General features: G+C 62.3%; 23 protein-coding genes and 2 pseudogenes. 14 read left to right on the top strand and 11 right to left on the bottom strand.

Translation table 11 applies throughout. The annotated features are described in order from the left end of the window. Positions 1 to 94: 94 nt before the first annotated feature. Complete coding sequence (locus NKI99_RS31990; RefSeq protein ID WP_128305454.1) at positions 95 to 967, bottom strand: aldo/keto reductase family oxidoreductase; 873 nt, start codon at positions 965 to 967, stop codon at positions 95 to 97. Positions 968 to 1,058: 91 nt separating this feature from the next. Between NKI99_RS31990 and NKI99_RS31985 the strand changes: the two genes are divergently transcribed. Then, complete coding sequence (locus NKI99_RS31985) at positions 1,059 to 1,958, top strand: LysR family transcriptional regulator (protein ID WP_128305453.1); 900 nt, start codon at positions 1,059 to 1,061, stop codon at positions 1,956 to 1,958. Between the two features lie 155 nt (positions 1,959 to 2,113). Here NKI99_RS31985 and rpsI read toward each other — a convergent pair whose 3' ends face one another. The 3 genes from rpsI to NKI99_RS31970 form a co-directional block, all read right to left on the bottom strand. Beyond that, complete coding sequence (gene rpsI, locus NKI99_RS31980; protein ID WP_023810272.1) at positions 2,114 to 2,596, bottom strand: 30S ribosomal protein S9; 483 nt, start codon at positions 2,594 to 2,596, stop codon at positions 2,114 to 2,116. 1 nt (position 2,597) lies between these two features. Next, entirely contained in the window at positions 2,598 to 3,062 is a 465-nt protein-coding gene (rplM, locus tag NKI99_RS31975) for a 50S ribosomal protein L13 (RefSeq protein ID WP_013532205.1), read from the bottom strand. Positions 3,063 to 3,278: 216 nt separating this feature from the next. Beyond that, positions 3,279 to 3,743, bottom strand: a complete 465-nt coding sequence (locus NKI99_RS31970; protein ID WP_128305452.1) for a PaaI family thioesterase — start codon at positions 3,741 to 3,743, stop codon at positions 3,279 to 3,281. A gap of 149 nt (positions 3,744 to 3,892) precedes the next feature. Between NKI99_RS31970 and NKI99_RS31965 the strand changes: the two genes are divergently transcribed. From NKI99_RS31965 to NKI99_RS31940, 6 genes and pseudogenes are all read left to right on the top strand, one after another. Continuing rightward, positions 3,893 to 4,714, top strand: a complete 822-nt coding sequence (locus tag NKI99_RS31965) for an enoyl-CoA hydratase (RefSeq protein WP_128305451.1) — start codon at positions 3,893 to 3,895, stop codon at positions 4,712 to 4,714. A 10-nt stretch (positions 4,715 to 4,724) separates the two neighbouring features. After that, positions 4,725 to 5,147, top strand: coding sequence for a VOC family protein (locus tag NKI99_RS31960; RefSeq protein ID WP_027162400.1), 423 nt, complete (start codon positions 4,725 to 4,727; stop codon positions 5,145 to 5,147). Further along, positions 5,147 to 5,923, top strand: a pseudogene (locus tag NKI99_RS31955) (AAA family ATPase). Before NKI99_RS31960 ends, NKI99_RS31955 begins: the two are co-directional and overlap by 1 nt. Further along, positions 5,920 to 6,441, top strand: a complete 522-nt coding sequence (locus NKI99_RS31950) for a CoA-binding protein (protein WP_023810278.1) — start codon at positions 5,920 to 5,922, stop codon at positions 6,439 to 6,441. The pseudogene NKI99_RS31955 and the gene NKI99_RS31950 overlap by 4 nt, the downstream one beginning before the upstream one ends. A gap of 159 nt (positions 6,442 to 6,600) precedes the next feature. After that, positions 6,601 to 7,881 (top strand): O-acetylhomoserine aminocarboxypropyltransferase, encoded by a 1,281-nt coding sequence (locus NKI99_RS31945; RefSeq protein WP_352613437.1) that lies wholly within the window; start codon positions 6,601 to 6,603, stop codon positions 7,879 to 7,881. Positions 7,882 to 7,887: 6 nt separating this feature from the next. After that, positions 7,888 to 8,238, top strand: coding sequence for a cupin domain-containing protein (locus tag NKI99_RS31940; protein WP_352613435.1), 351 nt, complete (start codon positions 7,888 to 7,890; stop codon positions 8,236 to 8,238). A gap of 52 nt (positions 8,239 to 8,290) precedes the next feature. Here NKI99_RS31940 and NKI99_RS31935 read toward each other — a convergent pair. Both NKI99_RS31935 and NKI99_RS31930 read right to left on the bottom strand, forming a co-directional pair. Further along, positions 8,291 to 9,173 (bottom strand): annotated as a pseudogene (locus NKI99_RS31935) (AraC family transcriptional regulator). A 180-nt stretch (positions 9,174 to 9,353) separates the two neighbouring features. After that, entirely contained in the window at positions 9,354 to 10,604 is a 1,251-nt protein-coding gene (locus NKI99_RS31930) for a cytochrome P450 (RefSeq protein WP_352613433.1), read from the bottom strand. 102 nt (positions 10,605 to 10,706) lie between these two features. Between NKI99_RS31930 and NKI99_RS31925 the strand changes: the two genes are divergently transcribed. Beyond that, positions 10,707 to 11,810: an NAD(P)/FAD-dependent oxidoreductase gene (locus NKI99_RS31925; RefSeq protein ID WP_352613431.1), complete on the top strand. Its 1,104-nt coding sequence runs from the start codon at positions 10,707 to 10,709 to the stop codon at positions 11,808 to 11,810. A gap of 23 nt (positions 11,811 to 11,833) precedes the next feature. On the opposite strand, the gene NKI99_RS31920 is transcribed toward NKI99_RS31925, so the two are convergent. Together NKI99_RS31920 and NKI99_RS31915 are read right to left on the bottom strand one after the other, a co-directional pair. Further along, a complete protein-coding gene (locus tag NKI99_RS31920) occupies positions 11,834 to 13,213 on the bottom strand; it encodes a pyridoxal phosphate-dependent decarboxylase family protein (protein ID WP_352613429.1) in 1,380 nt (459 codons plus the stop codon). Between the two features lie 51 nt (positions 13,214 to 13,264). Further along, positions 13,265 to 13,855, bottom strand: a complete 591-nt coding sequence (locus NKI99_RS31915; RefSeq protein ID WP_352613428.1) for a hypothetical protein — start codon at positions 13,853 to 13,855, stop codon at positions 13,265 to 13,267. A gap of 338 nt (positions 13,856 to 14,193) precedes the next feature. On the opposite strand from NKI99_RS31915, the gene NKI99_RS31910 reads away from it, so the two are divergent. From NKI99_RS31910 to hupB, 4 genes are all read left to right on the top strand, one after another. Then, positions 14,194 to 14,823: an ATP-dependent Clp protease proteolytic subunit gene (locus tag NKI99_RS31910; protein ID WP_023810285.1), complete on the top strand. Its 630-nt coding sequence runs from the start codon at positions 14,194 to 14,196 to the stop codon at positions 14,821 to 14,823. A gap of 297 nt (positions 14,824 to 15,120) precedes the next feature. Beyond that, positions 15,121 to 16,395: an ATP-dependent Clp protease ATP-binding subunit ClpX gene (gene clpX / locus NKI99_RS31905; protein WP_013532190.1), complete on the top strand. Its 1,275-nt coding sequence runs from the start codon at positions 15,121 to 15,123 to the stop codon at positions 16,393 to 16,395. A gap of 305 nt (positions 16,396 to 16,700) precedes the next feature. Next, entirely contained in the window at positions 16,701 to 19,112 is a 2,412-nt protein-coding gene (lon, locus tag NKI99_RS31900) for an endopeptidase La (RefSeq protein ID WP_023810286.1), read from the top strand. A gap of 298 nt (positions 19,113 to 19,410) precedes the next feature. Further along, positions 19,411 to 19,683, top strand: coding sequence for a DNA-binding protein HupB (hupB, locus tag NKI99_RS31895; RefSeq protein WP_023810287.1), 273 nt, complete (start codon positions 19,411 to 19,413; stop codon positions 19,681 to 19,683). Between the two features lie 144 nt (positions 19,684 to 19,827). Here hupB and NKI99_RS31890 read toward each other — a convergent pair whose 3' ends face one another. Continuing rightward, positions 19,828 to 20,850, bottom strand: a complete 1,023-nt coding sequence (locus NKI99_RS31890) for an aldo/keto reductase (RefSeq protein WP_128305445.1) — start codon at positions 20,848 to 20,850, stop codon at positions 19,828 to 19,830. Between the two features lie 105 nt (positions 20,851 to 20,955). On the opposite strand from NKI99_RS31890, the gene NKI99_RS31885 reads away from it, so the two are divergent. Together NKI99_RS31885 and NKI99_RS31880 are read left to right on the top strand one after the other, a co-directional pair. Further along, positions 20,956 to 21,594, top strand: coding sequence for an SIS domain-containing protein (locus NKI99_RS31885; RefSeq protein ID WP_502895317.1), 639 nt, complete (start codon positions 20,956 to 20,958; stop codon positions 21,592 to 21,594). 3 nt (positions 21,595 to 21,597) lie between these two features. Continuing rightward, a complete protein-coding gene (locus tag NKI99_RS31880; protein WP_128305444.1) occupies positions 21,598 to 22,341 on the top strand; it encodes a creatininase family protein in 744 nt (247 codons plus the stop codon). 53 nt (positions 22,342 to 22,394) lie between these two features. Here the strand turns inward: NKI99_RS31880 and NKI99_RS31875 are convergent, their stop codons facing one another. Both NKI99_RS31875 and NKI99_RS31870 read right to left on the bottom strand, forming a co-directional pair. Then, positions 22,395 to 23,312, bottom strand: coding sequence for a carbohydrate ABC transporter permease (locus NKI99_RS31875; protein WP_126069360.1), 918 nt, complete (start codon positions 23,310 to 23,312; stop codon positions 22,395 to 22,397). A 6-nt stretch (positions 23,313 to 23,318) separates the two neighbouring features. Next, positions 23,319 to 24,440, bottom strand: a complete 1,122-nt coding sequence (locus tag NKI99_RS31870) for a carbohydrate ABC transporter permease (protein WP_128305443.1) — start codon at positions 24,438 to 24,440, stop codon at positions 23,319 to 23,321. Between the last annotated feature and the right edge of the window lie 162 nt (positions 24,441 to 24,602).

Raw genomic sequence — 24,602 nt, 5'->3', positions numbered from 1 at the left:
GAGCCGCAAGGCACCCCACATTGGCCTGACCCTCCCTCCTTGCCCCTATAACTTAATAACGCAACGGGCCCCTTGCGGGGGAGATTGGCTAGCCTCAGGCCGCCTTAGCCATCCCATCCAACTCCCCCAGCACATCGTCCGAAAGCTTGAGTTCGGCAGCAGCGAGGTTTTCCCGCAAATGTCCGACCGACGATGTGCCGGGAATCAGCAGGATGTTGGGCGAGCGGCGCAGCAGCCAGGCGAGCGCAACCTGCATTGGCGTGGCGCCGAGGCGCGCCGCGATTTCCGACAGGGTGGAGGATTGCAGCGGGTTGAAGCCGCCGAGCGGGAAGAACGGCACATAGGCGATGCCGTCGCGGGCAAGGTCGTCGATCAGGGCGTCGTCGCCGCGATGCGCAAGATTGTACTGGTTCTGCACGCAGACGATCTCGGCGATCCCGCGTCCTTGCGCGATCTGGGCCGGCGTCACGTTGCTCAATCCTATGTGCCTGACCAGGCCCTGTTGTTGAAGCTCGGCCAGCACGGTGAGCGGCGCTTCGATCGATCCCTCGGCTGGACCATGGGTATCGAACATGATGCGTAGGTTGACGACGTCGAGCACATCGAGCCCGAGATTGCTGAGATTGTCATGCATCGCCTGGGTCAGCGCTTCGGCAGAAAAGGCCGGCAACCACGATCCATCCGCGCCGCGCCGGGCGCCGATCTTGGTGACGATGACGAGATCGTCAGGGTAAGGTGCCAGTGCTTCGCGGATCAAAAGGTTGGTGACGTGCGGACCGTAGAAGTCGCTGGTATCGATATGGTCGATGCCTTGCGCAATCGCCTCGCGCAGCACGGCCAATGCCGTGTCATGGTCCCTAGGCGGTCCGAAAACGCCGGGACCGGCGAGCTGCATGGCGCCGTAGCCGAGCCGCTTCACGGTATGACTGCCGAGCTTGAAGGTGCCGGATTGTTGGATGTTGGACATGATTGATCTCCTTTGAGGAGGCAGAGATAGGCGCTGCCCAACCTCGTGATAATCCGGTACAATCCACACAGGCCGTGCGGAATGGCGAACAATGATGGACCTCAGCGATCTGAACGCCTTCGTGGCGGTGGCGCGCGCCGGCGGTTTTCGCGATGGCGCGCGTGCGAGCGGCGGCAGCGCCTCCGGGTTGAGTGAGGCGGTGCGTCGGCTGGAAGTGCAGCTCGGTGTCAGGCTGTTCAACCGCACGACGCGCAGCGTTGTTCCCACCGAGGCGGGCCTCAGCCTGCTGGAGCGGCTCGGCCCGGCGCTGTCGGAGGTGGAGGCGGCGCTGGACGTGGTGAACGGCTTTCGCGACAGGCCGGCGGGCTCGCTGCGTCTCAATGTGCCGGTCAGCGCCGCGCGGTTGATCTTGCCCGATATCGTGCCGGGTTTCCTCGCCGCCTATCCCGGCATCCGCCTGGAAGTGATCGCCGATGAGAACTTTGTCGATGTGCTGGCGGCCGGGTGTGACGCCGGCATCCGCTATGACGAGCGGCTGGAGCAGGACATGATCGCGGTGCCGATCGGACCGCGCGTGCAGCGCTTCGCCACCGCCGCCAGCCCTGCCTATCTTGCTCGCCATGGGCGACCGCAACACCCGAGCGACCTGCTTGGCCACTCTTGCGTGCGCGGGCGCTTTGCCAGCGGTGCGATGCTGCCCTGGGAGTTCGAGCGCGACGGTGAGGTGGTGCGGGTCGATCCGACAGGGCCGCTGATCGTGCGCATCGGCGGCGCGACCGATCTTGCCGTCGATACGGCCATCGCGGGCACAGGCATCGTCGGCCTCTTCGAGGGCTGGCTTCGCCCTTACTTCGAAAGCGGCGCGCTTGAGCCCATTCTCGAACCGTGGTGGCCGAGTTTTCCCGGACCGTTCCTCTATTATCCCGGCCGACGCCTGGTTCCGGCCCCGCTGCGGGCGTTCATCGACTATATCAAGGGCGGCAAGGCCTGACCTGTTTTGTGACGGCGCCATCACCCCACCGGCACTACGCGCCGACCTCCCCATCGAGGGAGGTCGCGCCGCAGGCGCGGATGGGGTGACTGCCGAGCCGCAAACAAAAAGGCCGCCCGGAGGCGGCCTTTCGATGGTCTGAAGCTACGGAGCGTTTAGCGCTTCGAGAACTGGAACGAACGACGGGCTTTCGCCTTGCCGTACTTCTTGCGCTCGACGACGCGGCTGTCGCGGGTCAGGAAGCCGCCCTTCTTGAGCACGGCGCGCAGCGTCGGCTCGTAGTAGGTCAGCGCCTTGGAGATACCGTGACGCACGGCGCCAGCCTGGCCGGAGAGACCGCCGCCGACAACTGTCGCGACGATGTCGTACTGCCCGGCGCGGTTGGAGGCGATGATCGGCTGGTTGAGGATCATCTGCAGGACCGGACGCGCGAAATAGGTCGCGAATTCCTTGTCGTTGACGATGATCTTGCCGGAACCCGGCTTCACCCAGACGCGCGCAATGGCGTTCTTGCGCTTGCCGGTGGCATAGGCGCGGCCCGACTTGTCGAGCTTCTGGACGTGGACGGGGGCCGCCGGCTGGGTATTGGTGTTGCCGGTGGCGGCGCCCAGTTCTGCGAGCGAGGAAAGCTCAGCCATCTTATGCGACCTTCTTGTTCTTGGCGTTCAGCTTGGCCACGTCGAGCACGACGGGCTGCTGGGCGACATGCGGATGCTCGGCACCTGCATAGACGCGCAGGTTCTTCATCTGGCGACGGCCGAGCGGGCCACGCGGGACCATGCGCTCAACGGCCTTCTCGACGACACGCTCGGGGAAACGACCCTCGAGCAGCTGGCGCGCGGTGCGCTCCTTGATGCCGCCTGGGTGGCCGGTGTGCCAGTAATAGACCTTGTCGGTGAACTTCTTGCCGGTGAACACCACCTTGTCGGCATTGATGACGATGACGTTGTCGCCGTCGTCGACATGCGGGGTGAAGGTCGGCTTGTGCTTGCCGCGAAGATGATTGGCGATGACAGTGGCCAGACGACCGACGACGAGACCTTCGGCGTCGATCAGGATCCACTTCTTCACCACATCCGCAGGCTTCTGCGAAAAGGTTGTCATGTTTTCTGCTCTCGGTTCTGACCTTCATAAGAGAAGGCGTTTCTTGTTGCTTGGATTGTCGGAAGAACGCTGCCCGCCGCCAATAACAAAACGGCGGCCTTTGCGGGCCGCTGCTTCGTGAGGGGCTTATAGGCGAGGGTGTTTCTGGCGTCAAGGTGCACGAAACGGTCGATAGCAGGTAAAGTAGTGCAAAAACAAGAGTTTAGGTAAAAGGTATTATTTTACCACATCGCCATTTCGCTTTGGCGGGATGGAATAGGTGCCGGTGGCGTGCGCCACCGTGTGTCCGTCCGGGCCGGCAACGATGTCGATATCGAACACCATCAGGCTTTTTCCCAGCTTCAGGATGCGGCAATGGCCATCGATCGGTCCGGCCCCGGCCTTGCGCACGAAATTGATGTCGAGGTTGACGGTAACGGAAAGCGCATCCGGCCCGGCATGGCTGAGCACGCAGACGTAGCCGCCAATGTCGGCCAGCGTGAACAGCGAAGGGCCGGATACGGTGCCGCCCGGACGCAAGTGCCGCTCGCCGGCGTTGAGCCGCACGGTGCAGCCGCCGGGGAACACGTCGATCGCCTCGAAATATTTGAACTGCTCATTGAGCTGCGGATAGACGGTCTCCATCAGCGCATTGACTTGTTGCGCGGTCAGCACCGGCTTCAAATTGGTTTGGGCGGGCATGTCGGTCTCTCGTTTTTGGCCTACCTGTATGGGCGCGGCGCGGCATTTCTGACAATCTTCGTCCCCTGGTGCAAGCGATCGGTGTTGGACGAAACCTGATCCGGTATTAGATACTCTGGCAGCCCCAGCGGAATCGCGGAGACCTTACCATGGCCGAAATCCTTGCCATCAAGCCTGCCGCCGTTGAGGGTCCGGTTGTTGCACGACTGGACAAGGGCGTGCTGCGCCTCACACTCGCCAATCCGCCCGCCAACGCCCTGTCGCTGGCGGTGATGGCGGCGCTGACGGCCGAACTCGAGCGCGCCAAGGCCGATAAGGCGGTTCGCGTGATCGTTTTGTCGGCAGCCGGCAAGGTGTTCTGCGCCGGCCATGATCTCAAGGAAATGACGGCGCGCCGCACTGACGCCGATCATGGCAAGGCCTTCTTCGCAGAGACGTTTGCCGCCTGTGCGACGCTGATGCAGGCGATCGTGCGGCATCCCTTGCCTGTCATCGCGGAAGTCGACGGCCTCGCCACCGCCGCCGGGCTGCAACTGGTCGCCAGCTGCGACCTGGCGATCGCTTCGCATGAGGCGACCTTCTGCACGCCGGGCGTCAACATCGGCCTGTTCTGCTCGACGCCGATGGTGGCGCTGTCGCGCAACGTCTCGCGCAAGCAGGCGATGGAGATGCTGTTGACCGGAGAGACGATCGATGCGGCGACCGCCAAGGAGTTCGGCCTGGTCAACCGCGTCGTGCCGCGCGAATATTTGAATCAGATCGTCACCAAATACGCGCAAACCATTGCTTCCAAATCATCTTTGGTGGTCAAGACCGGCAAGGAGGCGTTTTACGCGCAGGCCGAAATGGGGCTGGCGGACGCCTACGCCTATACCGGTCGGATCATGGTCGAAAACATGCTCGCGCGCGACGCCGAGGAAGGCATCGGCGCCTTCATCGGCAAGCGCAAGCCGGAATGGACGGACGAATAGGAGCAGCACCATGGAACCGCGTATCTCCATCATCACCATCGCCACGGACGATCTCGACCGTGCGGTGCGCTTCTACGAGGCGATGGGCTTGAAGCGGCATGCCGGTATCACCGACGGTGTCGCCTTCTTCCAGATGGGTGGCGTCATTCTTGGCCTGTTCCCACGTGCCAGCGCAGAAGAGGATTCCGGCATTGCCTTCGCCGCGGCGCCATCGGCGGTCTACCTCGCCTACAACACCCGCTCCGACGCCGAAGTCGACGACGTGCTCGCCAGGGCGGAAAAAGCCGGCGGCCGCATCGTCAAGCCGGCCGGCCGGGCCTTTTGGGGCGGCTGGTACGGCTACTTCGCCGACGCCGACGGGCATGTCTGGGAAGTGGCGCACAATCCGGCCTTTCCGATCGCGGAAGACGGCACGATTTCGCTCCCCGGCTGATGGCTCATCGCAAGCAACTGACGCGGCTAAAGGCTCCCTATCTGAAGCGCATCCTGCTTGACGCTGAGCGCGTGGCGGACTGGGAGAAATATCCCTGGAACCTGCCGCTGTTTCGCGGCCATGAGTTCGAGCTCGAATTCACCACGCCGATCACCATCATTGTCGGCGAGAACGGCACCGGCAAATCGACGCTGCTCGAGGCGATCGGCGCACTGGCCGGCTATGACGAAGCCGGAGGCGGCAAGGGCTACAGGCCTGTCGACCATGCCGGCGCCATCGACTAGAGTGGCGCAGCACTTGCAGACACTTTCCGCGGTCACTGGCTGCCGAAAGTCACTGCCGGCTGGTTCTTTCGTGCCGAATCTTTCTACTCCGTGGCCCGCTATCTCGATCAGGCGGCGCTGGAGTCTGGCGGGACGCCGCCGGACTTCCTGTCCTGGTCGCATGGCGAAGGTTTTATCCGCTTTTTCGAGGAGCGCTGCCGCAGGCAAGGCATCTACATCCTCGACGAGCCCGAGAGCGCGCTTTCGCCGTCGCGACAGATCGAGCTGCTCAAGATGCTGCGGCGCATGGACCAGTCGGGCACCGCGCAGGTGATCATGGCGACGCATTCGCCATTGTTGATGGCTTGTCCAGGCGCGCGGCTGTTCCGCATCAGCCGGTTCGGGCTGGAGCCCGCCGACTTTCGCGACACGGACCACTTCCGCATGCTGCGCGATTTTAGCAATGACCCGGATGGCTTTCTCGACGAGGCGTTGTATGAGGACGAGGCATGATCCACGATAGCTACGACAACACCTACATCGCCGGCATCCTCAATTCGGTGAAGACCGTCGCCATGGTCGGCGCGTCCGCCAATGATGTGCGGCCAAGCTATTTCGTGCTGAAATATCTGCTGGCCAAGGGCTTTTCGGTGTTCCCGATCAATCCCGGCCAGGCCGGCAAGGAGATACTCGGTCGGATGACCTATGCCAGGCTCGCCGATATTCCGGAGCCGGTCGACATGGTCGACATTTTTCGCGCGCCGGCGGCGGTGCCCGGCATCGTCGACGAGGTGTTGCGGCTCGATCCCTTGCCGAAAGTCATCTGGATGCAGCTTGGCGTTCGCCATGACGAGGCAGCCGCGCGCGCCGAGGCCGCGGGCATCAAGGTGGTGATGAACCGCTGCCCCAAAATCGAATATGGCAAACTGTCCGGCGAGATCGGCTGGACCGGCGTCAACTCCGGCGTGCTGTCGTCGAAGAAGCCGCTGATGCGGTCGGGATTCCAGAGTTTCGGCGTTCGCCAGAAATAGGCGAGGGGCGAAAGCGCAAGATTATTCCGGCAAACGCCGTATTTTCCTGCCGCTTGATAGAAGGTCCTGCACGGAAGGGCATTTTCTTCTTTGCATTCGCGGCCGGGCTTCGCCAAGAATGCCCGGCGATTTCAAGAGTTTCAAAAAGGGAGGTTTTCAGTGACCCGCACGCCAGGTTTCAACACGCTCGCCGTCCACGCCGGCGCCAAGCCCGACCCGGCGACCGGCGCTCGTGCCACGCCGATCTACCAGACGACCTCCTTCGTCTTCGACGATGCCGACCATGCCGCCTCACTGTTCGGCCTGAAGGCTTTCGGCAACATCTACACCCGCATCATGAATCCGACGCAGGCGGTGTTGGAAGAGCGCATGGCGGCACTCGAAGGCGGCACGGCGGCTCTTGCGGTCGCCTCCGGCCACGCCGCGCAGGTGATAGTGTTCCACAATCTGATGCAGCCGGGCGACAATTTCGTTGCCGCCAACAAGCTTTATGGCGGTTCGATCAACCAATTCGGCCATGCCTTCAAGAATTATGGTTGGGAGGTGCGCTGGGCCGACACCAACGACATCTCGACCTTCGAAAGCCAGATCGATGACAGGACCAAGGCGATCTTCATCGAGAGCCTTGCCAATCCGGGCGGCACCTTCGTCGACATCGAGAAGATCGGCGACATCGCGCGCAAGCATGGTCTGCCGCTCATCGTCGACAACACGCTGGCCTCGCCCTACCTGATCCGGCCGATCGAGCATGGCGCCGACATCGTCGTCCATTCGCTGACCAAGTTCATCGGCGGCCACGGCAATTCGATCGGCGGCGCCATCGTCGATGGCGGCACCTTCGATTGGTCGAAGTCGGGCAAATATCCGATGCTGTCGGAACCGCGCCCCGAATATGGCGGCCTCGTCCTGCATGAAACCTTCGGCAATTTCGCTTTCGCCATTGCCGCGCGCGTGCTCGGCCTGCGCGATCTCGGCCCGGCGATCTCGCCGTTCAACGCCTTCCTCATCCTGACCGGGCTGGAAACCTTGCCGCTGCGCATGCAGCGTCACTGCGACAACGCCGTGACAGTTGCTGCCTGGCTGTCCAACCACCCCAAGGTCGCATCGGTGAATTACCCCGGCCTGCCCAGCGACAAGAACAACGCGTTGCAGAAGAAGTACTCACCGCTTGGCGCCGGCGCCGTGTTCACCTTCGCTCTGAAGGGCGGCTATGACGCCGGCGTGAAATTCGTCGAGGCGCTCGAACTGTTGTCGCACCTGGCCAATGTCGGCGACACCAAGTCGCTGGTCATCCACCCGGCCTCGACCACGCACCGCCAGCTTTCCGACGAGCAGAAGGTCAAGGCCGGCGCAGGACCGGACACGGTGCGGCTTTCGATCGGCATCGAGGACGTTAACGACATCGTCGCCGACCTCGAACAGGCGCTTGCCAAGGTCTGACCGATCATGAGCGAGTCAAAATTTCTTGCCATCGGCGTCGACACTGTCGACGCCGAACAGGGCGCGCCGGCACCGGATCGGCTGATCTCGGGCGATCCCAAATTCCGCACCTGGAATGTCGAGGAGCGCGACGGCGGCCTCTACGCCGGCATCTGGGAATCGACCCCGGGCAAATGGCGCATCGTCTATGATGAGTGGGAGTTCTGCCACATCCTGTCCGGTGTTTCGGTGATCGCGGAGGACGGTGGGCAAGCGCGCACCGTTCGGACCGGCGACAGCTTCGTGCTGAGGCCCGGCTTCAAAGGCAGCTGGGAAGTGCTTGAAACGACTCGCAAGGACTATGTGATCAAGCTCTGATCTCGCGTCGCCATGATCGCGATCGGAAGCGGCAAACCGCTGTCCTGCCGAGCTATTTCAGAGGCAGAAAGAGTTCAACGACCACTTCGCGTAGCGGTCCCTCCTGGAAGTGGGACAGATGTCGTTGGCAATAGATCGGAAAGTCGCGTGCTTCCTCTCCGCTGGCCGGAAGCCATTCACGATAAAGGTAAAGTGCTGCGGGTTCGAGATTGTTGGTGTTGCCGGGGTAGCGCAGCACCGCGCAGCGTCCGCCCGGGATCACGCCAGCCTTCATCTGCGCGTCATTCGCCTCGATCGGCTGGTCGGTCCCGGCACAAATGTCCATGCTATAGTCATCGGGGACTGCGGGCTCCCTTTCGGAACGGAAGACGTTGAAGGTCGGGCTTGTCTCGTGACAAGCCCGCGGCCTTACGCCAGGCGATAAACCGCTGGATGGTGTCCTGGAGCGTCGCCCGGTCTCCGCGGTGCTCCATGATCGCCACCGGCGTCGGAGGCACATCGCGGATCGTCACGTCGTCGTGTTCAAAGATTATCTGCATGAGCGTGTTCCTTGCTTTTTCGAGGGGCCCGAAGGCCATGAGCCACGACCCCCAATCGGGAGACTTCCGGAACGACGAAGGCGATTGTCCGAACCGTTGCCGAAAGGCGCGGGCGAAGGCATCCGGCGCGTCGTAGCCGGCATCCATGGCTATGTCGGTGACGCTTTGGGCGTCACTTTCGGCGAGCCTGTACGAAGCACGCTTCATGCGGGCGAGCTGGACATAGCGATGCACGGACACCCCGAAGGTGGACGTGAACTGCCGGTGGAAATGGTATTTCGAGAACGCCGCGACGCCGCTCAACGCCTCCAGGCCCAGATCGTCATCCAGATGCTGGTCTATATGGTTCAGCACCCGCTGCATTCGGACCTGGTAGTTTTCAAGTGCGGCCTTCAACGGCTCTTCCTCCGTGGCGACATCAGCTAGCCCTTTCCGGATATGTCGCGCTCGACCGATCTTGCGATTTGGCATGGATCAACAGGTGCCAGCCAGCGGTGCAAGGTCAGGACGTAGGCATCCTTGTGGTTGTGGCCGGTGCTATGGTCGAAAATAGGCCGGCGGCCAACCCGCGCTTCGTCAAAAGCCGACGGCGAGCGTTTCCAGCCCATGGAAGTGGTAAGTGTCGCGGAAGCTTGGCCTTTCGGCAAGATGCAGCTTCGGGTGCCGTTCGAACAAGGTTTTCAGCGACACCTGCAATTCGAGCCGGGCGAGCGGCGCGCCGATGCAGAAATGGATGCCGGCGCCGAAGGAGACGTTCTTCTGGTCGGCACGGTCGGGCCGGAAAGCGAGGGGATCGGCGAAGGCGCGCGGGTCATGATTGGCCATGCCAAGCAGCAGCCCGATCGTCTGCCCCGGCTGCACGACGATGCCGGGCGCGACTTCGATCTCCTGATAGGCGTAGCGCGTGAACATGTGCAGCGGCGCGTCGAACCGCAGGCATTCCTCGACCGTTGCCGCGGTCGTCTCGGGCGAGCCGAAGAAGCGGCTGACATCGCCCCCTTGCGCCAGGATCGAGCGGACGGCATTGCCGGTCTGGTGCACGGTCGCTTCATGGCCGGCATTGAGCAGCAGGATTGCCGAGGACACCATCTCGTCCTCCGACAGCTTTTGGCCATCCTCCTGCGCCGAGATCAGCAGCGACAAAAGGTCGTCGCCGGGATTCCTGCGTCGTTCGGTGACGCAGCCACGGAGGAAATCCGCAAATTCGCGCGCGGCGCGGTTGGCCGTCTCTTCGATCGCGCGGGTGCGGCCATGCATATACATGGCAACCATCTGGTGCGACCAGTCGAGCAGTTGCGGCCCCATTTCGACCGGCACGCCGAGCATTTCGGCAATGATGGTGATCGGCAAGGGCGCCGCGAAAGCAGGCAACAGGTCGACCGTCTTGCCTGGTTCGAAACGGTCGATCAACTCGTTGGCCAAAGCCTCGACACGCGGTCGCAGCCGCTCGACCTGGCGCGAGACGAAGGCGCGGTTCACCAGTGTTCTCAGCCGCGTGTGCACCGGCGGCTCCAGTTCCAGCATCGAATTGGCTTCGAGCCCGTCGAAGGCCCTGAGATGGGTGCGGTCCTGTCCAATGCCGCGACTGTCTGGAATGCCGGCCGGGTTCTGGCGGCCGAAGCGGCGGTCGCGCAGCAGGCGGTTGACGTCGTCGAAGCCGCCAAAGCACCAGAAACCGAACTCCTCCCAGAAGAAGGCATTCGATGCGCCGTGCAGAAGGGCATAGGCTTCATAAGGGTTTTGAAAAAAGTCCGGCTCGTGCGGGTCCAGCCGCAGGCGGCGAGTGGCTGGATCAAAGGCCAGGGCGGGTGGCGTCAATTTGCTCATGCCGGACCAATAGCGCGGCTTGCCAGCCTGGTTCCAGACCCTATGTTGGCGCCGCAATCCAATGCGTTGAGCCAGCCGACCGGCTGCGGAAAGTCTGATTTGATGAATGTGATCGTTGTCGGCGCAGGCATTGCCGGTCTCTCCACGGCGTGGTCGCTGGTCAAGGCCGGCCACAGCGTGTCAATCGTCGAACAGGGGCCGATCCCCAACCCGCTGGCTGCGTCGGGCGACCACCATCGCATCATCCGCCGCGCCTACCGCGCCGGGACCGGCTATGGCCGGCTGATCACCGAAGCCTACCAGGCCTGGGACGAGATGTGGGCCGATCTCGGCGAAAGCCATCTTGATGCGCGCGGATTTGTCTGCGTTTCGCGCGAACCGGGCGACGAGGCCGAGGAATATCGCGAGGGCTTGGAAGAAGGCAATTTTCCGTTCGAATTGCTGGAGCCGGACGCAGCCGTGGAACGCTGGCCGTTTCTTGAAGTCGGCTCTTTCCGCTATGCCTATTTCTCGACCGAAGGCGGCGCCCTGCATTGCCGCAAGATAGCCTCCGGCGTGGCAAACTGGCTGCGCGCCAACGGCGCCAATGTCTACGAAAATAGCAAGGTCGTCGAAGTCGACGCCGAAGCCGGCCACATCGTGCTCGAAAGCGGCGAGACGATGCACGCAGACCGCATCGTTGTCGCCGCCGGCGCCTGGGTGCTGAAACTGTTTCCGGAACTGGACGGCGAATTGAAGACCTATCGAACCGCACTCGCCTATGTCGAACCGCCCGCCGACCTCAAGGCAGCCTGGCAGGCGGCACCGGTTGTCCTCGATGTCGGCGGTGCTGTCGATGGCTACGTGATCCCGCCTTCGGGCGGCGCCGGCATGAAATTCGGATCCGGGCTGCACAGGGTGCCGACCAGCGATGCCGATTGGAACCGCCAGCCGGTGGCGGGCGAGGGCGAGGCAATCCGCAACCTGTTCTCGCCGCCGATCGCCCGGATCGAGGAATACAGGGTGACCGAGGTGGTCACCTGCGCCTACACCTTCACCGAAGATGAGAAGTTCTTCGCTCACGAGCGAGGAAAATGCCTGATCGTCTCGGCCTGCTCCGGCCATGGCTACAAGTTCGGCGCCGCGGTCGGCCGGCGCGTTGCGGCGGCGGTGGGCGACGGCAACATCGCCGGCCTGAAGACATGGCTGCGGGCGGAAGTGGCCTGAACGCCGCCAGGTTGAAGACTCACTCAGCGATTGATTTCGTCTGCGGCGGCAATGACTTCGGACACAATCGCCTGCACGTCATCTGGGGTCGTTCGGTGATTGACGAAACACGCGCGCAGCGCGAAATGGCCGTTGATCGTCGCATTCGACAGATACACCCGGCCGCGCGCGATCACGCGGCGCAGGATCGCTTCATTGTTCTTTGAGCGGTGGCGGAAACAGACTGCGCTTAGCGATACGGGCGCAAGCTGTTCCAACTCCGGCTGCGACGCGATTGCCTGCGCCAACATCTGGGCATGGTGGAGATCGCGGGCGATGGCTTCGCGATAGGCACGGCGTCCGTGATACTGCAGCGACATCCAGAGCTTCAGCGCACGGAAGCGTCGAGAGAGTTCGATCGACTCCTCAAAGAACGCAAATGCTTCCGTAGGGTCATCGCTCAGTATCCTGACGTAGTCGTCGCTGTGCGAAAAAGTCTTTCGCGCAATGTCCGGGTGACGATAGAGCAGGCAGCCGCAATCGAGTGGCTGATAGAGCCATTTGTGTGCATCCAGTGACAGCGAGTCCGCCGAAGACAACCCTTGGAACTTTTCCGGCGCCGCAAGAGCCGCCAGCCCTCCGTAGGCACCGTCGACGTGCATCCACAGCGCCTCCCTCCGGGCGATGTCTGCAATCTCGGGAAGGGGATCGATCGCACCGGAGATGATGGTGCCGACCGTGGCCACGATGGCGATGGGCATGTTTCCGGCCTCGCGGTCGACGGCGATAGCCGCCTGGAGGGCATCCGTCCGCATCCTGAATTTGTCGTCGACAAGGATCAAACGGAGATTTTTTCTACCGATCCCCAACAGCGCGACGGCCTTTGGAATGGACATGTGCACTTGCTCGGAAGCATAGATCACGCAGGGCCGCACGCCTGTTTCGTTGGCTGGCAGCTTCGCTTCCCGCGCCATCGCCAGGGCCATGAGGTTTGCCGTCGAGCCGCCGCCGCACAGGCTGCCTGTAAATCCGGGGCAACCGACAGCCTCCGCCAACCACCCGACCACGGCGCGTTCGATCGATGTCGCAGCCGGTGCCGACCGCCACGATGTCACATTCTGATTGAGCACCGCAGCCAGCAATTCCCCCAGCGCACCGACCGGTTCGCCGGAGCCGACGACATAACCAAAGAATCTGCCGGTTGAAGGCCGCACATGCTCCGCGATCGACTTGAAATCCTGCAAGACTTCCCGTCCGCGGCCGCTCTCCTGCCAAGGCCGCGAGAACAGGTCGGTCGTCTGTTTGCCGCTGGTCGTGGGATACGTCCGACGTTCCTCGAGGGAGGCCCAGTAACCTTTGGCAAGCGCCAAGGCTTCTTCGGCAAGGTCTGACAATTCCTGATTGGAAATTTCCAGGTCGCGCATGCCCTCAGCGCCCTACGGAGATCCGCTGCGACGCAGGTTACGCTATGCTCGCTAATCCTGGCAATGCCTGGGAATATGCACCCGCCGCCAGCCCGATGAACCTTCGCGAACCAGCACGCGGCGCGCGACGGTCTGGTAGGAGGCGGGGACATCGATGACGCGCCTTTGCTCGGGCTGCACCAGCACCTCCTGGGCGATCCTGTCGTACTGTGCGGGGATGACCACGCGCCGCGTGCGTTCGGGCTGGATCACCACGGTTTTGGCAACACGTTCGTAGCGCGCCTTGTGCCATACCTTGCACAGCACCTTGCGGCCATGGATGACGCGCCATTCCCAGGAGTAGCCGCCGCCATCGACCCGGACCGTGCGGTAGACGTTGCGGGTGACGGCCGGCACGATCTGGTAGGTCACTTGCGCCGGAACGGTCATCACGACGCGCTCGCGCGTGCCATAGATAGGGGCGATATAGTCGACCTGCTGGCCGGGCGGACTGATCATCACGTCTTCATAGACCGTGTCGTAGACGGCCGGACTGCGGACCGGTTCATAACATTCGACGGCGCGGCCGCCGGCCGCCGTCTGCGAAATCGTGCCGAGCATGGTCAGCCCGGCGATGGTGAAGCATGCGGTTTTCCCGGGCATGACACTCCCCCTGTTGAACTCTACGCATAAGTTCAACGTTGAATTGTAGAGGAAGCCGTTTCGGAGAAAAGCGGTTTCGGCGCATTTCGTTAAGTGACGCGGTTAAGAAACTGCTACCTTGCGCGGCCGGCCATGCGGCTCCGGACCCGCGGAAGCATCCGCCGCCGCGAATCCTTGGTCAGAAAGCTTGATTCGACTTACCCAGATGGCTAGGAGGGGTCGGCCTTGCACAAGGATGAGCCGGCATCCTATTTACGGAATAACGATCCAGAACCGATTCTGCCCGATCCGCCAGCATTCCCGGCGCCGGAATCCCACCGCGAGATAAGAGACAACTGATGAAGAACCCCGTCGAAACCTACATGAACCTCGTTCCGATGGTGGTCGAACAGACCAATCGCGGCGAGCGGGCCTACGACATTTTCTCGCGTCTCCTCAAGGAGCGCATCATTTTCATCACCGGTCCGGTCGAGGACGGCATGGCGACGCTGGTCTGCGCGCAGCTTTTGTTCCTCGAAGCCGAGAATCCGAAGAAGGAAATCAACCTCTACATCAATTCGCCGGGCGGCGTCGTCACCTCCGGCATGGCGATCTACGACACCATGCAGTTCATCAAGCCGGCCGTGTCGACGCTCTGCATCGGCCAGGCGGCTTCGATGGGTTCGCTGCTGTTGACCGCCGGCCACAAGGATATGCGCTTTGCCACGCCGAACGCCCGCATCATGGTTCACCAGCCTTCCGGCGGCTTCCAGGGCCAGGCGTCCGACATCGAGCGCCATGCCCTGGATATCATCAAGCTGAAGCGTCGCCTCAACGAGGTCTACGTCAAGCACACCGGCAAGAGCTACGAAGAGATCGAGAAGACGCTCGACCGCGACCATTTCATGACCGCTGACGAAGCCAGGGATTTCGGCCTCATCGACAAGGTCATTTCGTCGCGCGAGCCGCCTGAAGGCGCTGTGGCATAAGGGCTTATTGGCAGTTGGATGGCGGCATCACGCGCTTTTGGTGTGTCTTGCGGCATTTCGGCCACAATTGGCTGTTCCCTCGGGGGACAGGATTGCCTACGTTAAGGCTATGTTGAGTTTCGGCGGCTTAGCTTTATGCGGGGTTGTCGTGAATCATTGCCACGTTTTCTGATTTGTGTTTCGTACGGAATGCGTTGCGGGAGCCGGAACACACTGGCGGCGGCGGATTCCCGCGATAGATAGAGTATGCGCCCTTTCAGCCAGACCATCGGCGGGCGGCCATGAAAGGACATGAAAATGAGCAAGGTCGGCAACAACAGCGGCGATTCCAAGAACACGCTTTACTGCTCGTTTTGCGGCAAAAGCCAGCACGAAGTGCGCAAGCTGATCGCCGGTCCGACGGTCTTCATCTGCGACGAGTGCGTCGAACTCTGCATGGACATCATCCGTGAGGAGAACAAGACCTCGATGGTGAAGTCGCGCGAAGGCGTGCCGACACCGCAGGAGATCCTCAAGGTTCTCGACGATTATGTCATCGGTCAGCCCTATGCCAAGCGCGTGCTGTCGGTGGCGGTCCACAACCACTACAAGCGCCTCGCGCATGCCGGCAAGAACAACGATGTCGAACTGGCAAAGTCCAACATCCTTTTGATCGGCCCGACCGGTTGCGGCAAGACGCTGCTCGCGCAGACGCTGGCCCGCATCATCGACGTGCCCTTCACCATGGCTGATGCGACGACGCTGACCGAAGCCGGCTATGTCGGCGAGGACGTCGAGAACATCATCCTGAAGCTGTTGCAATCGGCCGACTACAATGTCGAGCGGGCCCAGCGCGGCATCGTCTACATCGACGAGATCGACAAGATTTCGCGCAAGTCGGACAATCCCTCGATCACCCGCGACGTGTCGGGCGAGGGCGTGCAGCAGGCGCTTCTGAAGATCATGGAAGGCACCGTCGCCTCGGTGCCGCCGCAAGGCGGCAGGAAGCACCCGCAGCAGGAGTTTCTGCAGGTCGATACGGCCAACATCCTGTTCATCTGCGGCGGCGCCTTCGCCGGGCTGGACAAGATCATCTCGGATCGCGGCCGGAAGACCTCGATCGGCTTCGGCGCGGTCGTCGCTTCGCCGGAGGATCGCCGCACTGGCGATGTCTTCCGCCTGGTCGAGCCCGAGGATCTGTTGAAGTTCGGTCTTATCCCCGAATTTGTCGGCCGTCTGCCGGTTCTGGCGACGCTGGAAGACCTCGACGAACCGGCGCTGATCCAGATCCTGACCGAGCCGAAGAACGCGCTGGTCAAGCAGTATCAGCGGCTGTTCGAGATGGAGAATGTCGACCTGACCTTCCACGAGAACGCTCTTTCGGCGATCGCCAAGCGCGCCATCGAGCGCAAGACCGGCGCGCGCGGCCTGCGTTCGATCATGGAGGCGATCCTGCTCGACACGATGTTCGAGCTTCCCGCGCTCGAAGGCGTGCGCGAAGTGGTGATTTCGGAGGAGGTGGTGACCGGCAGTGCCCGGCCGCTCTACATCTACTCCGAGCAGAAGGAAAAGAAGGGCAATGTCAGCGCCTGACATGAGCTCGCAGCGAAATTCTGGAACGGCGCCGCAAGGCGCCGTTTTGCTGTCGCGCAGGGGTTTTGCGCGGCGTACGGCTTGGCGTCGCAAATGTGTCACTCGCGGACGGGTTGGAAGTGCGGATTTGGACGCGCCCCTTGATCTTTGGGGGTCGTGCATCCAACTAACTGGAGAAGGCCGAGGTGCCCGATTTCTGTGCTGTAAAACTCCCGTCACAAACGGTGGTAGGCGGAACGATCCCCGGTCGTTAATATAAGATTCGCGGTTGGCTGATTGGCGGCCGCGACATGAAAGGTTGGACAATGGCCAAAGTATCCAAGGCACCCAGCGACGGCGTCTTCGCAGTTCTCCCACTGCGCGACATCGTGGTGTTCCCGCACATGATCGTGCCGCTCTTCGTCGGGCGTGAGAAGTCGATCAAGGCGCTGGAAGAGGTGATGGGTCAGGAAAAGCAGATCCTGCTTGCCACCCAGATGAATGCCGCCGACGACGATCCCGAGCCCGATGCCATCTTCGACATCGGCACGCTCGCCAATGTGCTGCAATTGCTCAAGCTACCCGACGGCACCGTCAAGGTTCTGGTCGAAGGCGCTTCGCGTGCGAAAATCGTCTCGTTCACCGACCGTCCCGACTTCCACGAGGCCCGCGCCGCGGCGCTGGTCGAGCCGGAAGAGGAAGAGGTCGAGGTTGAGGCGCTGGCGCGTTCGGTCGTCACCGACTTCGAGAACTACGTCAAGCTGAACAAGAAGATCTCGCCCGAAGTGGTGGGTGCTGCCAGCCAGATCGACGACTATTCCAAGCTCGCCGACACGGTTGCCTCGCATCTCGCCATCAAGATCCCTGAGAAGCAGGAAATGCTGGCCACGCTCTCGGTCAAGGAGCGGCTGGAAAAGGCTATGGGCTTCATGGAAGCCGAAATCTCCGTCCTGCAGGTGGAGAAGCGCATCCGCTCGCGCGTCAAGCGCCAGATGGAGAAGACGCAGCGCGAATACTACCTCAACGAGCAGATGAAGGCGATCCAGAAGGAACTCGGTGAAGGTGAGGACGGCCGCGACGAGGCCGCCGAGATCGAGGCGCGCATCAAGAAGACCAAGCTCTCCAAGGAGGCCCGCGAAAAGGCGGAAGCCGAGTTGAAGAAGCTCCGGACGATGTCGCCGATGTCGGCTGAATCGACCGTCGTGCGCAACTATCTCGACTGGATCCTGTCGATTCCGTGGGGCAAGAACTCCAAGGTCAAGCAGGACTTGGCTTTTGCGCAGAACGTGCTCGACACCGATCATTTCGGCCTCGACAAGGTCAAGGAGCGCATTGTCGAGTATCTCGCCGTGCAAAGCCGCCAGAAGAAGCTGAAGGGGCCGATCCTGTGCCTCGTCGGCCCTCCCGGCGTCGGCAAGACCTCGCTCGGCAAGTCGATCGCCAAGGCGACCGGTCGCGAATTCATCCGCATGGCGCTTGGCGGCGTGCGTGACGAGGCCGAGATCCGTGGTCACCGGCGCACCTATATCGGCTCGATGCCCGGCAAGGTCATCCAGTCGATGAAGAAGGCCAAGAAGTCCAACCCGCTCTTCCTGCTCGACGAGATCGACAAGATGGGCCAGGACTTCCGTGGCGATCCGTCATCGGCGTTGCTCGAGGTCCTCGATCCGGAACAGAACTCGACGTTCATGGACCATTACCTCGAGGTCGAATACGATCTGTCGAGCGTCATGTTCGTGACGACGGCGAACACGCTGAACATCCCGGCGCCCTTGATGGACCGCATGGAGATCATCCGTATTGCCGGCTACACCGAGGACGAGAAGATCGAGATCGCCAAGCGGCACCTGATGCCGAAGGTGATCCGCGATCATGCGCTGCAGCCGAAGGAGTTTTCCGTCGGTGAGGACGCGATCCGCGCCATCGTCCAGACCTACACCCGTGAAGCGGGCGTCAGGAGCCTGGAGCGCGAGCTGATGAAGCTCGGGCGCAAGGCGGTGACCGAAATCCTGAAGACGAAGAAGAAGACGGTGAGCATCACGGCGGAGAACCTCTCCGATTACCTTGGTGTGCAGCGCTACCGCTTCGGCCAGGTCGAGGCTGACGATCAGGTCGGTGTCGTCACAGGTCTTGCCTGGACGGAAGTCGGCGGCGAACTGCTGACGGTCGAAGGCGTCATGATGCCCGGCAAAGGCCGCATGACGGTGACCGGCAACCTGCGCGACGTGATGAAGGAATCGATTTCGGCGGCGGCCTCCTATGTCCGCTCGCGCGCCGTCGATTTCGGCATCGAGCCGCCGCTGTTCGACAAGCGCGACATCCACGTGCACTTGCCGGAAGGCGCCACGCCGAAGGACGGCCCGTCGGCAGGTGCTGCCATGGCGACAGCCATTGTGTCGGTACTGACGGGTATTCCGGTCCGGGCGGATGTGGCGATGACCGGCGAGATAACGCTTCGCGGCCGCATCTTGCCGATCGGCGGGCTCAAGGAGAAGCTGCTCGCCGCACTGCGCGGCGGCATCAAGAAGGTGCTGATCCCGGAAGACAATGCCAAGGATCTGGCGGAGATTCCGGACAATGTGAAGAACGGCATGGAGATCATTCCGGTCTCACGTGTCGGCGAGGTGTTGCGGCACGCGCTGGTGCGTATGCCGGAGCCGATCGAATGGGTCGAACCGGTCAATCCGCCGGCCGCGACAGACAGTGCCGACGACGCTGGAAAATCCCTGGCGCATTAGAGCTCCGGGCGTCCATCTGGACGCACAAAGGACGCTCTAACGCTCAGACTTGTGCATGGCCCCTGCCGAAAACCGGCTACGGTTTTCAGGGCCATGCATTGGTTTTCGTCAAGGTTGCAGCGCACAAACGGAGAGCCGGGCCTAGCGCCCGGCTTTTTCATGTGAAAAACCCAGCATTTCCGGGCTTTTTCCGTTTTTTTCCTGCCTTTTCGGCTTGGTTGCGGCAACGCTTCTTTCTACAGTCCGTTTCCTGCCGGATGAGTCGATAGTTCCGGTGTTCTCATGGAAGGGAATTTTTATGAACAAGAACGAACTGGTGTCCGCTGTCGCCGACGCCGCGAGCATTTCGAAGGGTGACGCGCAGTCGGCGGTCGATGCGGTATTTTCCACCATCACCGGCGAACTGAAGAAGGGCGGCGATGTCCGGCTTGTCGGCTTTGGCAATTTCACCGTGTCAAAGCGTGCCGCCTCGACCGGCCGCAATCCTCAGACCGGCGCCGAAGTGAAGATCCCGGCGCGTACCGTGCCGAAGTTCTCGGCCGGCAAAGGCCTCAAGGACGCAGTCAACTAAGCGCCTTTTTCTTTTCAGAGACCAGAAAAGCCGGGCTTGCCCGGCTTTTCATTTTCGTGGCCTACGCACGTACACACGACCAGAAAAGCCGGGCTTGCCCGGCTTTTCATTTTTGTGCCAGACGCTGACGCGACGGCGGCCGGCTTATGCGGTCGGCGCTTCAGGGCGCATAAGGCCTTCCTTCTTGAGATCGGCCCAAAGGGCTGCGGGCAGTTTCGCATCGAGCAGCGAGCGATTGCTCTCGACTTCGCTCGGCCGCTGGCCACCGGGGACCACTGAGACGACCGAAGGGTGCAGTAGCGGGAATTGCAGGGCGGCCTCGATCAGCCGCACGCCATGGCGCTTGCAGACGCTCTCGATGCCGGCGACGCGGTCGAGGATGTCCTTCGGCGCTTCGGAGTAGTTGTAGTAGGCGCCGGGCTTCGGTCCGGTCGCCAGGATGCCGGAGTTGTAGGGGCCGCCGAGAACGATGCCGATGCCGCGTGCCTGGCAGAGCGGCAGGAAGGACGTCAGCGCCTCCTGTTCCAAGAGCGTATAGCGACCGGCCAGCAGGAACAGGTCGAAGTCGCCGCGCTCGGCCAGCGTCTGCGCGACCTGCCACTCATTGATGCCGCCACCGAACGCCTTGATCACGCCCTGGTCGCGCAGCGACAGCAAGCCGTAATAGCCCGAGCGCATGAACTCTTCGAGGCGCCGGTCGGAGGCTTCCTTGCTGCCATGGGTGAAGATGTCGACATCGTGCACGAAGAGGATGTCGATCCGGTCGACGCCGAGGCGCTCAAGCGAGGCTTCGAATGAGCGCATGACACCGTCATAGCTGTAGTCGTACACCTCGCGGCGCGACGGCGTGTCGAAGAATTTGCCGATGCCGGTGCGCTCTTCGGGCGGGCAGGCACGCATGATGCGGCCGACCTTGCTCGACAGCACATAGTCCTCGCGCTTCTTGCCGCGCAGGAACGGGTTGAGCCGCGTTTCCGAGAGGCCGAGCCCATAGAGCGGCGCGGTGTCGTAGTAGCGGCAGCCGGTCGCCCAGGCGGCCTCCAGCGTGGCGTTGGCGTCCTCGTCGGAGACGGCACGGTAGAGGTTGCCGAGCGGCGCCGTGCCGAAGCCGAGCTCGGTGAAACTGATGCCGCCATTGCCGATGCGGTCGAAATGCCGTGTCTTCATATGCTGCCGTTTGCCTCGTTTGATTTGTCTGACATGACACTATCATGCCTGTGGTCCGGCAAAAGCATCGCTGCGCGTTGGACACGCATTTTCGCGGTTGCTAGCATGAACGAAATCAAGCTGTTCGTAGCAGCAAGAGCGGCAAATCCCAGGGTAATTTTCAATGGCAGGTTTGCGGTGAGCAACAAGAGCAAAAGCCTGTTCGAGACCGCGCTTGAGGAGCTCGGCGGCGTGCTGGCACGCATCGACGAAAGCCGGATCGACGCCGCCTGCAAAATGCTGGCCGGCGCGCGACAGATCGTCGTCTATGGCTGCGGCCGCGAGGCCTTGCAGGTCAAGGGTTTTGCCATGCGGCTCTACCATTTGGGCCTGCCGGTTTCCGTGGTCGGCGACATGAACACACCGCCGCTGGGGCAGGGCGATGTCTTCCTGGTCAGTTCCGGGCCGGGAGAGACCTCGACCGTGCTGACCTTGATGCAGGTCGCGCGCCAAGCAGGTGCAACCAATCTCCTGTTGACCGCCCAGGCCGAAGCCAGCGCGGCAAGGCTTGCCGACTTCACCCTGCTCATTCCCGCGCAGACCATGGCCAACGATCAGGGGGCGCAAAAAACATCGGTCCTGCCGATGGGCTCGGTGTTCGAAGGCGCACTGTTCCTGCTGTTCGAGGTGATGGTGCTGAAGCTCAGGGAATTGATTGGCGCGTCGCCTGAAGCAATGCGCGCCCGCCACACCAACATGGAATAGATCATGCGCTACGAACTGATGCTGCCACACCAGATCCGCAGGGCGATCGCCGAGAATTGGCCGGTCGCTCTGCCGCTCGGCGTGCTCGAATACCATGGCGAGCACATGGCGGTCGGCATGGACACGCTGGCCGTCGTCAAGACGCTGGAGCTGTTCGAGAAGGAGAGGGACGTCGTCATCCTGCCGCCGTTCTACTACGGTGCGGCGAGCTACGCGGTGGCGCCGCCGGAAGGCAGCGGCTCGGTGCAGGTCGGCGGCGCTGCGCTGGCGCCGTTTGGCGAGGAACTGTTCTACAGCCTGCTGCGCATCGGCTTTCGCAACATCCACGCCATCATCCACCACCAGACCGAGAATTTCGCCGCCGGCATGCCGACCGATCTGGCGTTCAAGACCGCCGGCCGCCAGGCGATCTTCCGCTTTCTCGAAAAGGAGCGCGGCGAGGGCTGGTGGGGTTCGCAGGCGATGGCCGACTACTATTCCGGGCACGCCGCGGGTGAAAATTTCTTCAACTGGGTACAGGTTCATCCGCTGATGCCGGCTGACATGAACGGCAAGTACCCGTTCGACCATGCCGGCATCGGCGAGACATCGCTGATGCTGGCGCTATGCCCGGAGGCGGTGGACGCCGGTCACTTCGACGACAACAAGAGCTGGTATACGGCGAGCGCCAAGGATGCTTCGGCTGAGCTTGGGCAGAAGGGTGTGGCTATGATCCTCGATCACCTGCGGATGATTCTAGGGGCCTAGCGCGGTCTTCCTTCTCCCACAAGACAATGGGGAGAAGGGAAGAGGCCGCCCTGCTACTTCACCGCTCCCGCGGTCATGCCCATGATCAGATAGCGCTCGAGCGCTATGCCGATGACGGCGAGAGGCGCGATAGCCGCCGTGGCGAGCGCTGCCATCGACCACCAGTTGATGCCTTGCGAGCCTGTCTGGCTCGCCACCATGACCGGGATGGTCTTGGCGTCGGTCGAGGTCAAAAGGGCGGCGAAGAAATACTCGTTCCAGCACAGCACCATCGCCAGGATGAAGGCGGCGACCATGCCCGGCAGCGCGATCGGCATGACGATGCGGAAGAAGGCGCCCCAGATCGACAGCCCGTCGACAAGTGCGGCTTCCTCGAGCTCGACCGGGATCGAGTTGAACTGGTCGCGCATGATCCAGATGACGATCGGCAGCACCATCAGCGTGTAGAGCAGGATCAGCCCGATGCGCGTGTCGAGCAGGCCGACCTCGCGGTAGAGCACCAGGAAGGGTAGTGCGAGCACCACCGGCGGCAGGATCAGCTGCGACAGGAAGAAGAACGAGATGTCCTCGTTCTTGAACCAGGCGAAATGATAGCGATAGCGGGTGAGCCCGTAGGCGGCGAGGCTGCCGATGACGATGGCGAGGCTCGACGCGCCGACCGAGGTGATCACCGAATTCATGAAGCGCTTGAGGAATTCCTCGCGCACCGTCGAGGTCTGGAAGATCGAGTCCGGCGACAGGCCAAGCGAGCGCCAGCCTTTCCAATCCGGCTGGAAGTCGACGAAGGGAATGAGATGGCCTTGCGTGACATCGACCGCCGTTTTGAATGAGGTCGTGATCGTCCAGTAGATCGGGAACAGGCAGATGAACGCCCAGAAGGCCAGCGCCCCATAGATGAAGACGCGGCTGGCGAGGAAGCTCGCCGGCGAGCGGATCTCCGAGGCGACATATTCGGTGGTCTGAACGCTCATCTCAGCTCAATTCACATTTCGGACAAAACGGTTGGCAAATTTCAACAGCCACGTGACGAACACGACGATGATCACCAGATAGGCCATCGCCAGCATGGTTCCGTAGCCGACATTCGAGCGGTCGCGATATTCGCGGTAGATGAAGCTCGACACGGAATCAGTGGCGCCGCCGGGGCCGCCGGACGTCACCGTGATGATGATGTCGGCAAGCTTCAGCTTGAAGATGATGCGCAGGATCACCGCCGTCACCGACACCGGCAGCATCAGCGGAAAAGTGACCTGCCAGAAGGTCTGCCACGCACTGGCGCCGTCCACGCGTGCGGCTTCGAGCACCTCGCGCGACATCGCCTGCAGCCCGGCCAGCAGCATGATCATCATGAACGGAATGAAGGTCCAGGCATCCAGTATCATGATCGATATGCGCGCGATGATCGGGTCGGAGAAGAAGGCCGGATTTTCCCAGCCGAGATGGCGCGCCAGCGTTGCGGCCGGTCCGAACCGGTATTCCATCAGCGACTTGCCGATCATCCACGACACGGCGACCGGCGACAGCATCAGCGGCATCAGGAAGACGACGCGGAAGAATTTTCGCGCCCGGATCTGGGCGTTGAGGAGCAGCGCCAGGCCGAAGGCGATGACATATTCGACCGCCACCGCCAGCACATAGAGCACCATGTTGAACAGCGCGTTGCGGTAGTAGGGATCGGCCAGCATCTGCCAGAAATTGTCGAGCCCGTTGAACTTGCGGCCACTGAAGGAACTGAGGTTCCAGTCGGTGAGGGCGATGTAGAATCCGAACAGCGTCGGGAAGATCACCATGGCGATGGTGAACAGCAGCGCCGGCAGCAGGAACAGGGCACGCTGGCCATCCTCGCCGCGCGTCAGCACCTGGCCGGCGCCGATCGCCACGCCCCACAGAACATAGGCATAGACGACGGGGCGCCAGGTCTCGAAGCCGATCGTATCGGCGCTGCCCTTGTAGAGGATCTCCAGCACGATCGTCGCCAGCAGGCCAAGCGTCGCAACGGCCATCAGCGCCCAGCCAAGGCGTTTGCGGCCTGGAGAGATCAGATCGGAAGGGCCGGCATCTGCCGGCCACTGGTTCGCGGTCGAAGTCTGGTCAGCCACAAATCTCGCCCGTTTGAAGGCTCTCGAGGAGCCGGAGCCGGTCTAAAGTGGTGGGGGGGGGGGGGGGGGGCGCGGGGGGGAGGGGGGGCCCCGGGGGGGTTAAAGAAAAACGAACCAACCCCCCGGCCGCGCAGGGGGGGGGGGGGGGGTGGGTTGGGTATA

Source organism: Mesorhizobium sp. M0239 (assembly GCF_040321815.1).
In the GTDB taxonomy this organism is placed as follows: Bacteria; Pseudomonadota; Alphaproteobacteria; order Rhizobiales; family Rhizobiaceae; genus Mesorhizobium.
The sequence above is the reverse complement of the archived record's forward strand: the minus strand, read 5'-3'. Positions and strand labels throughout refer to the sequence as shown.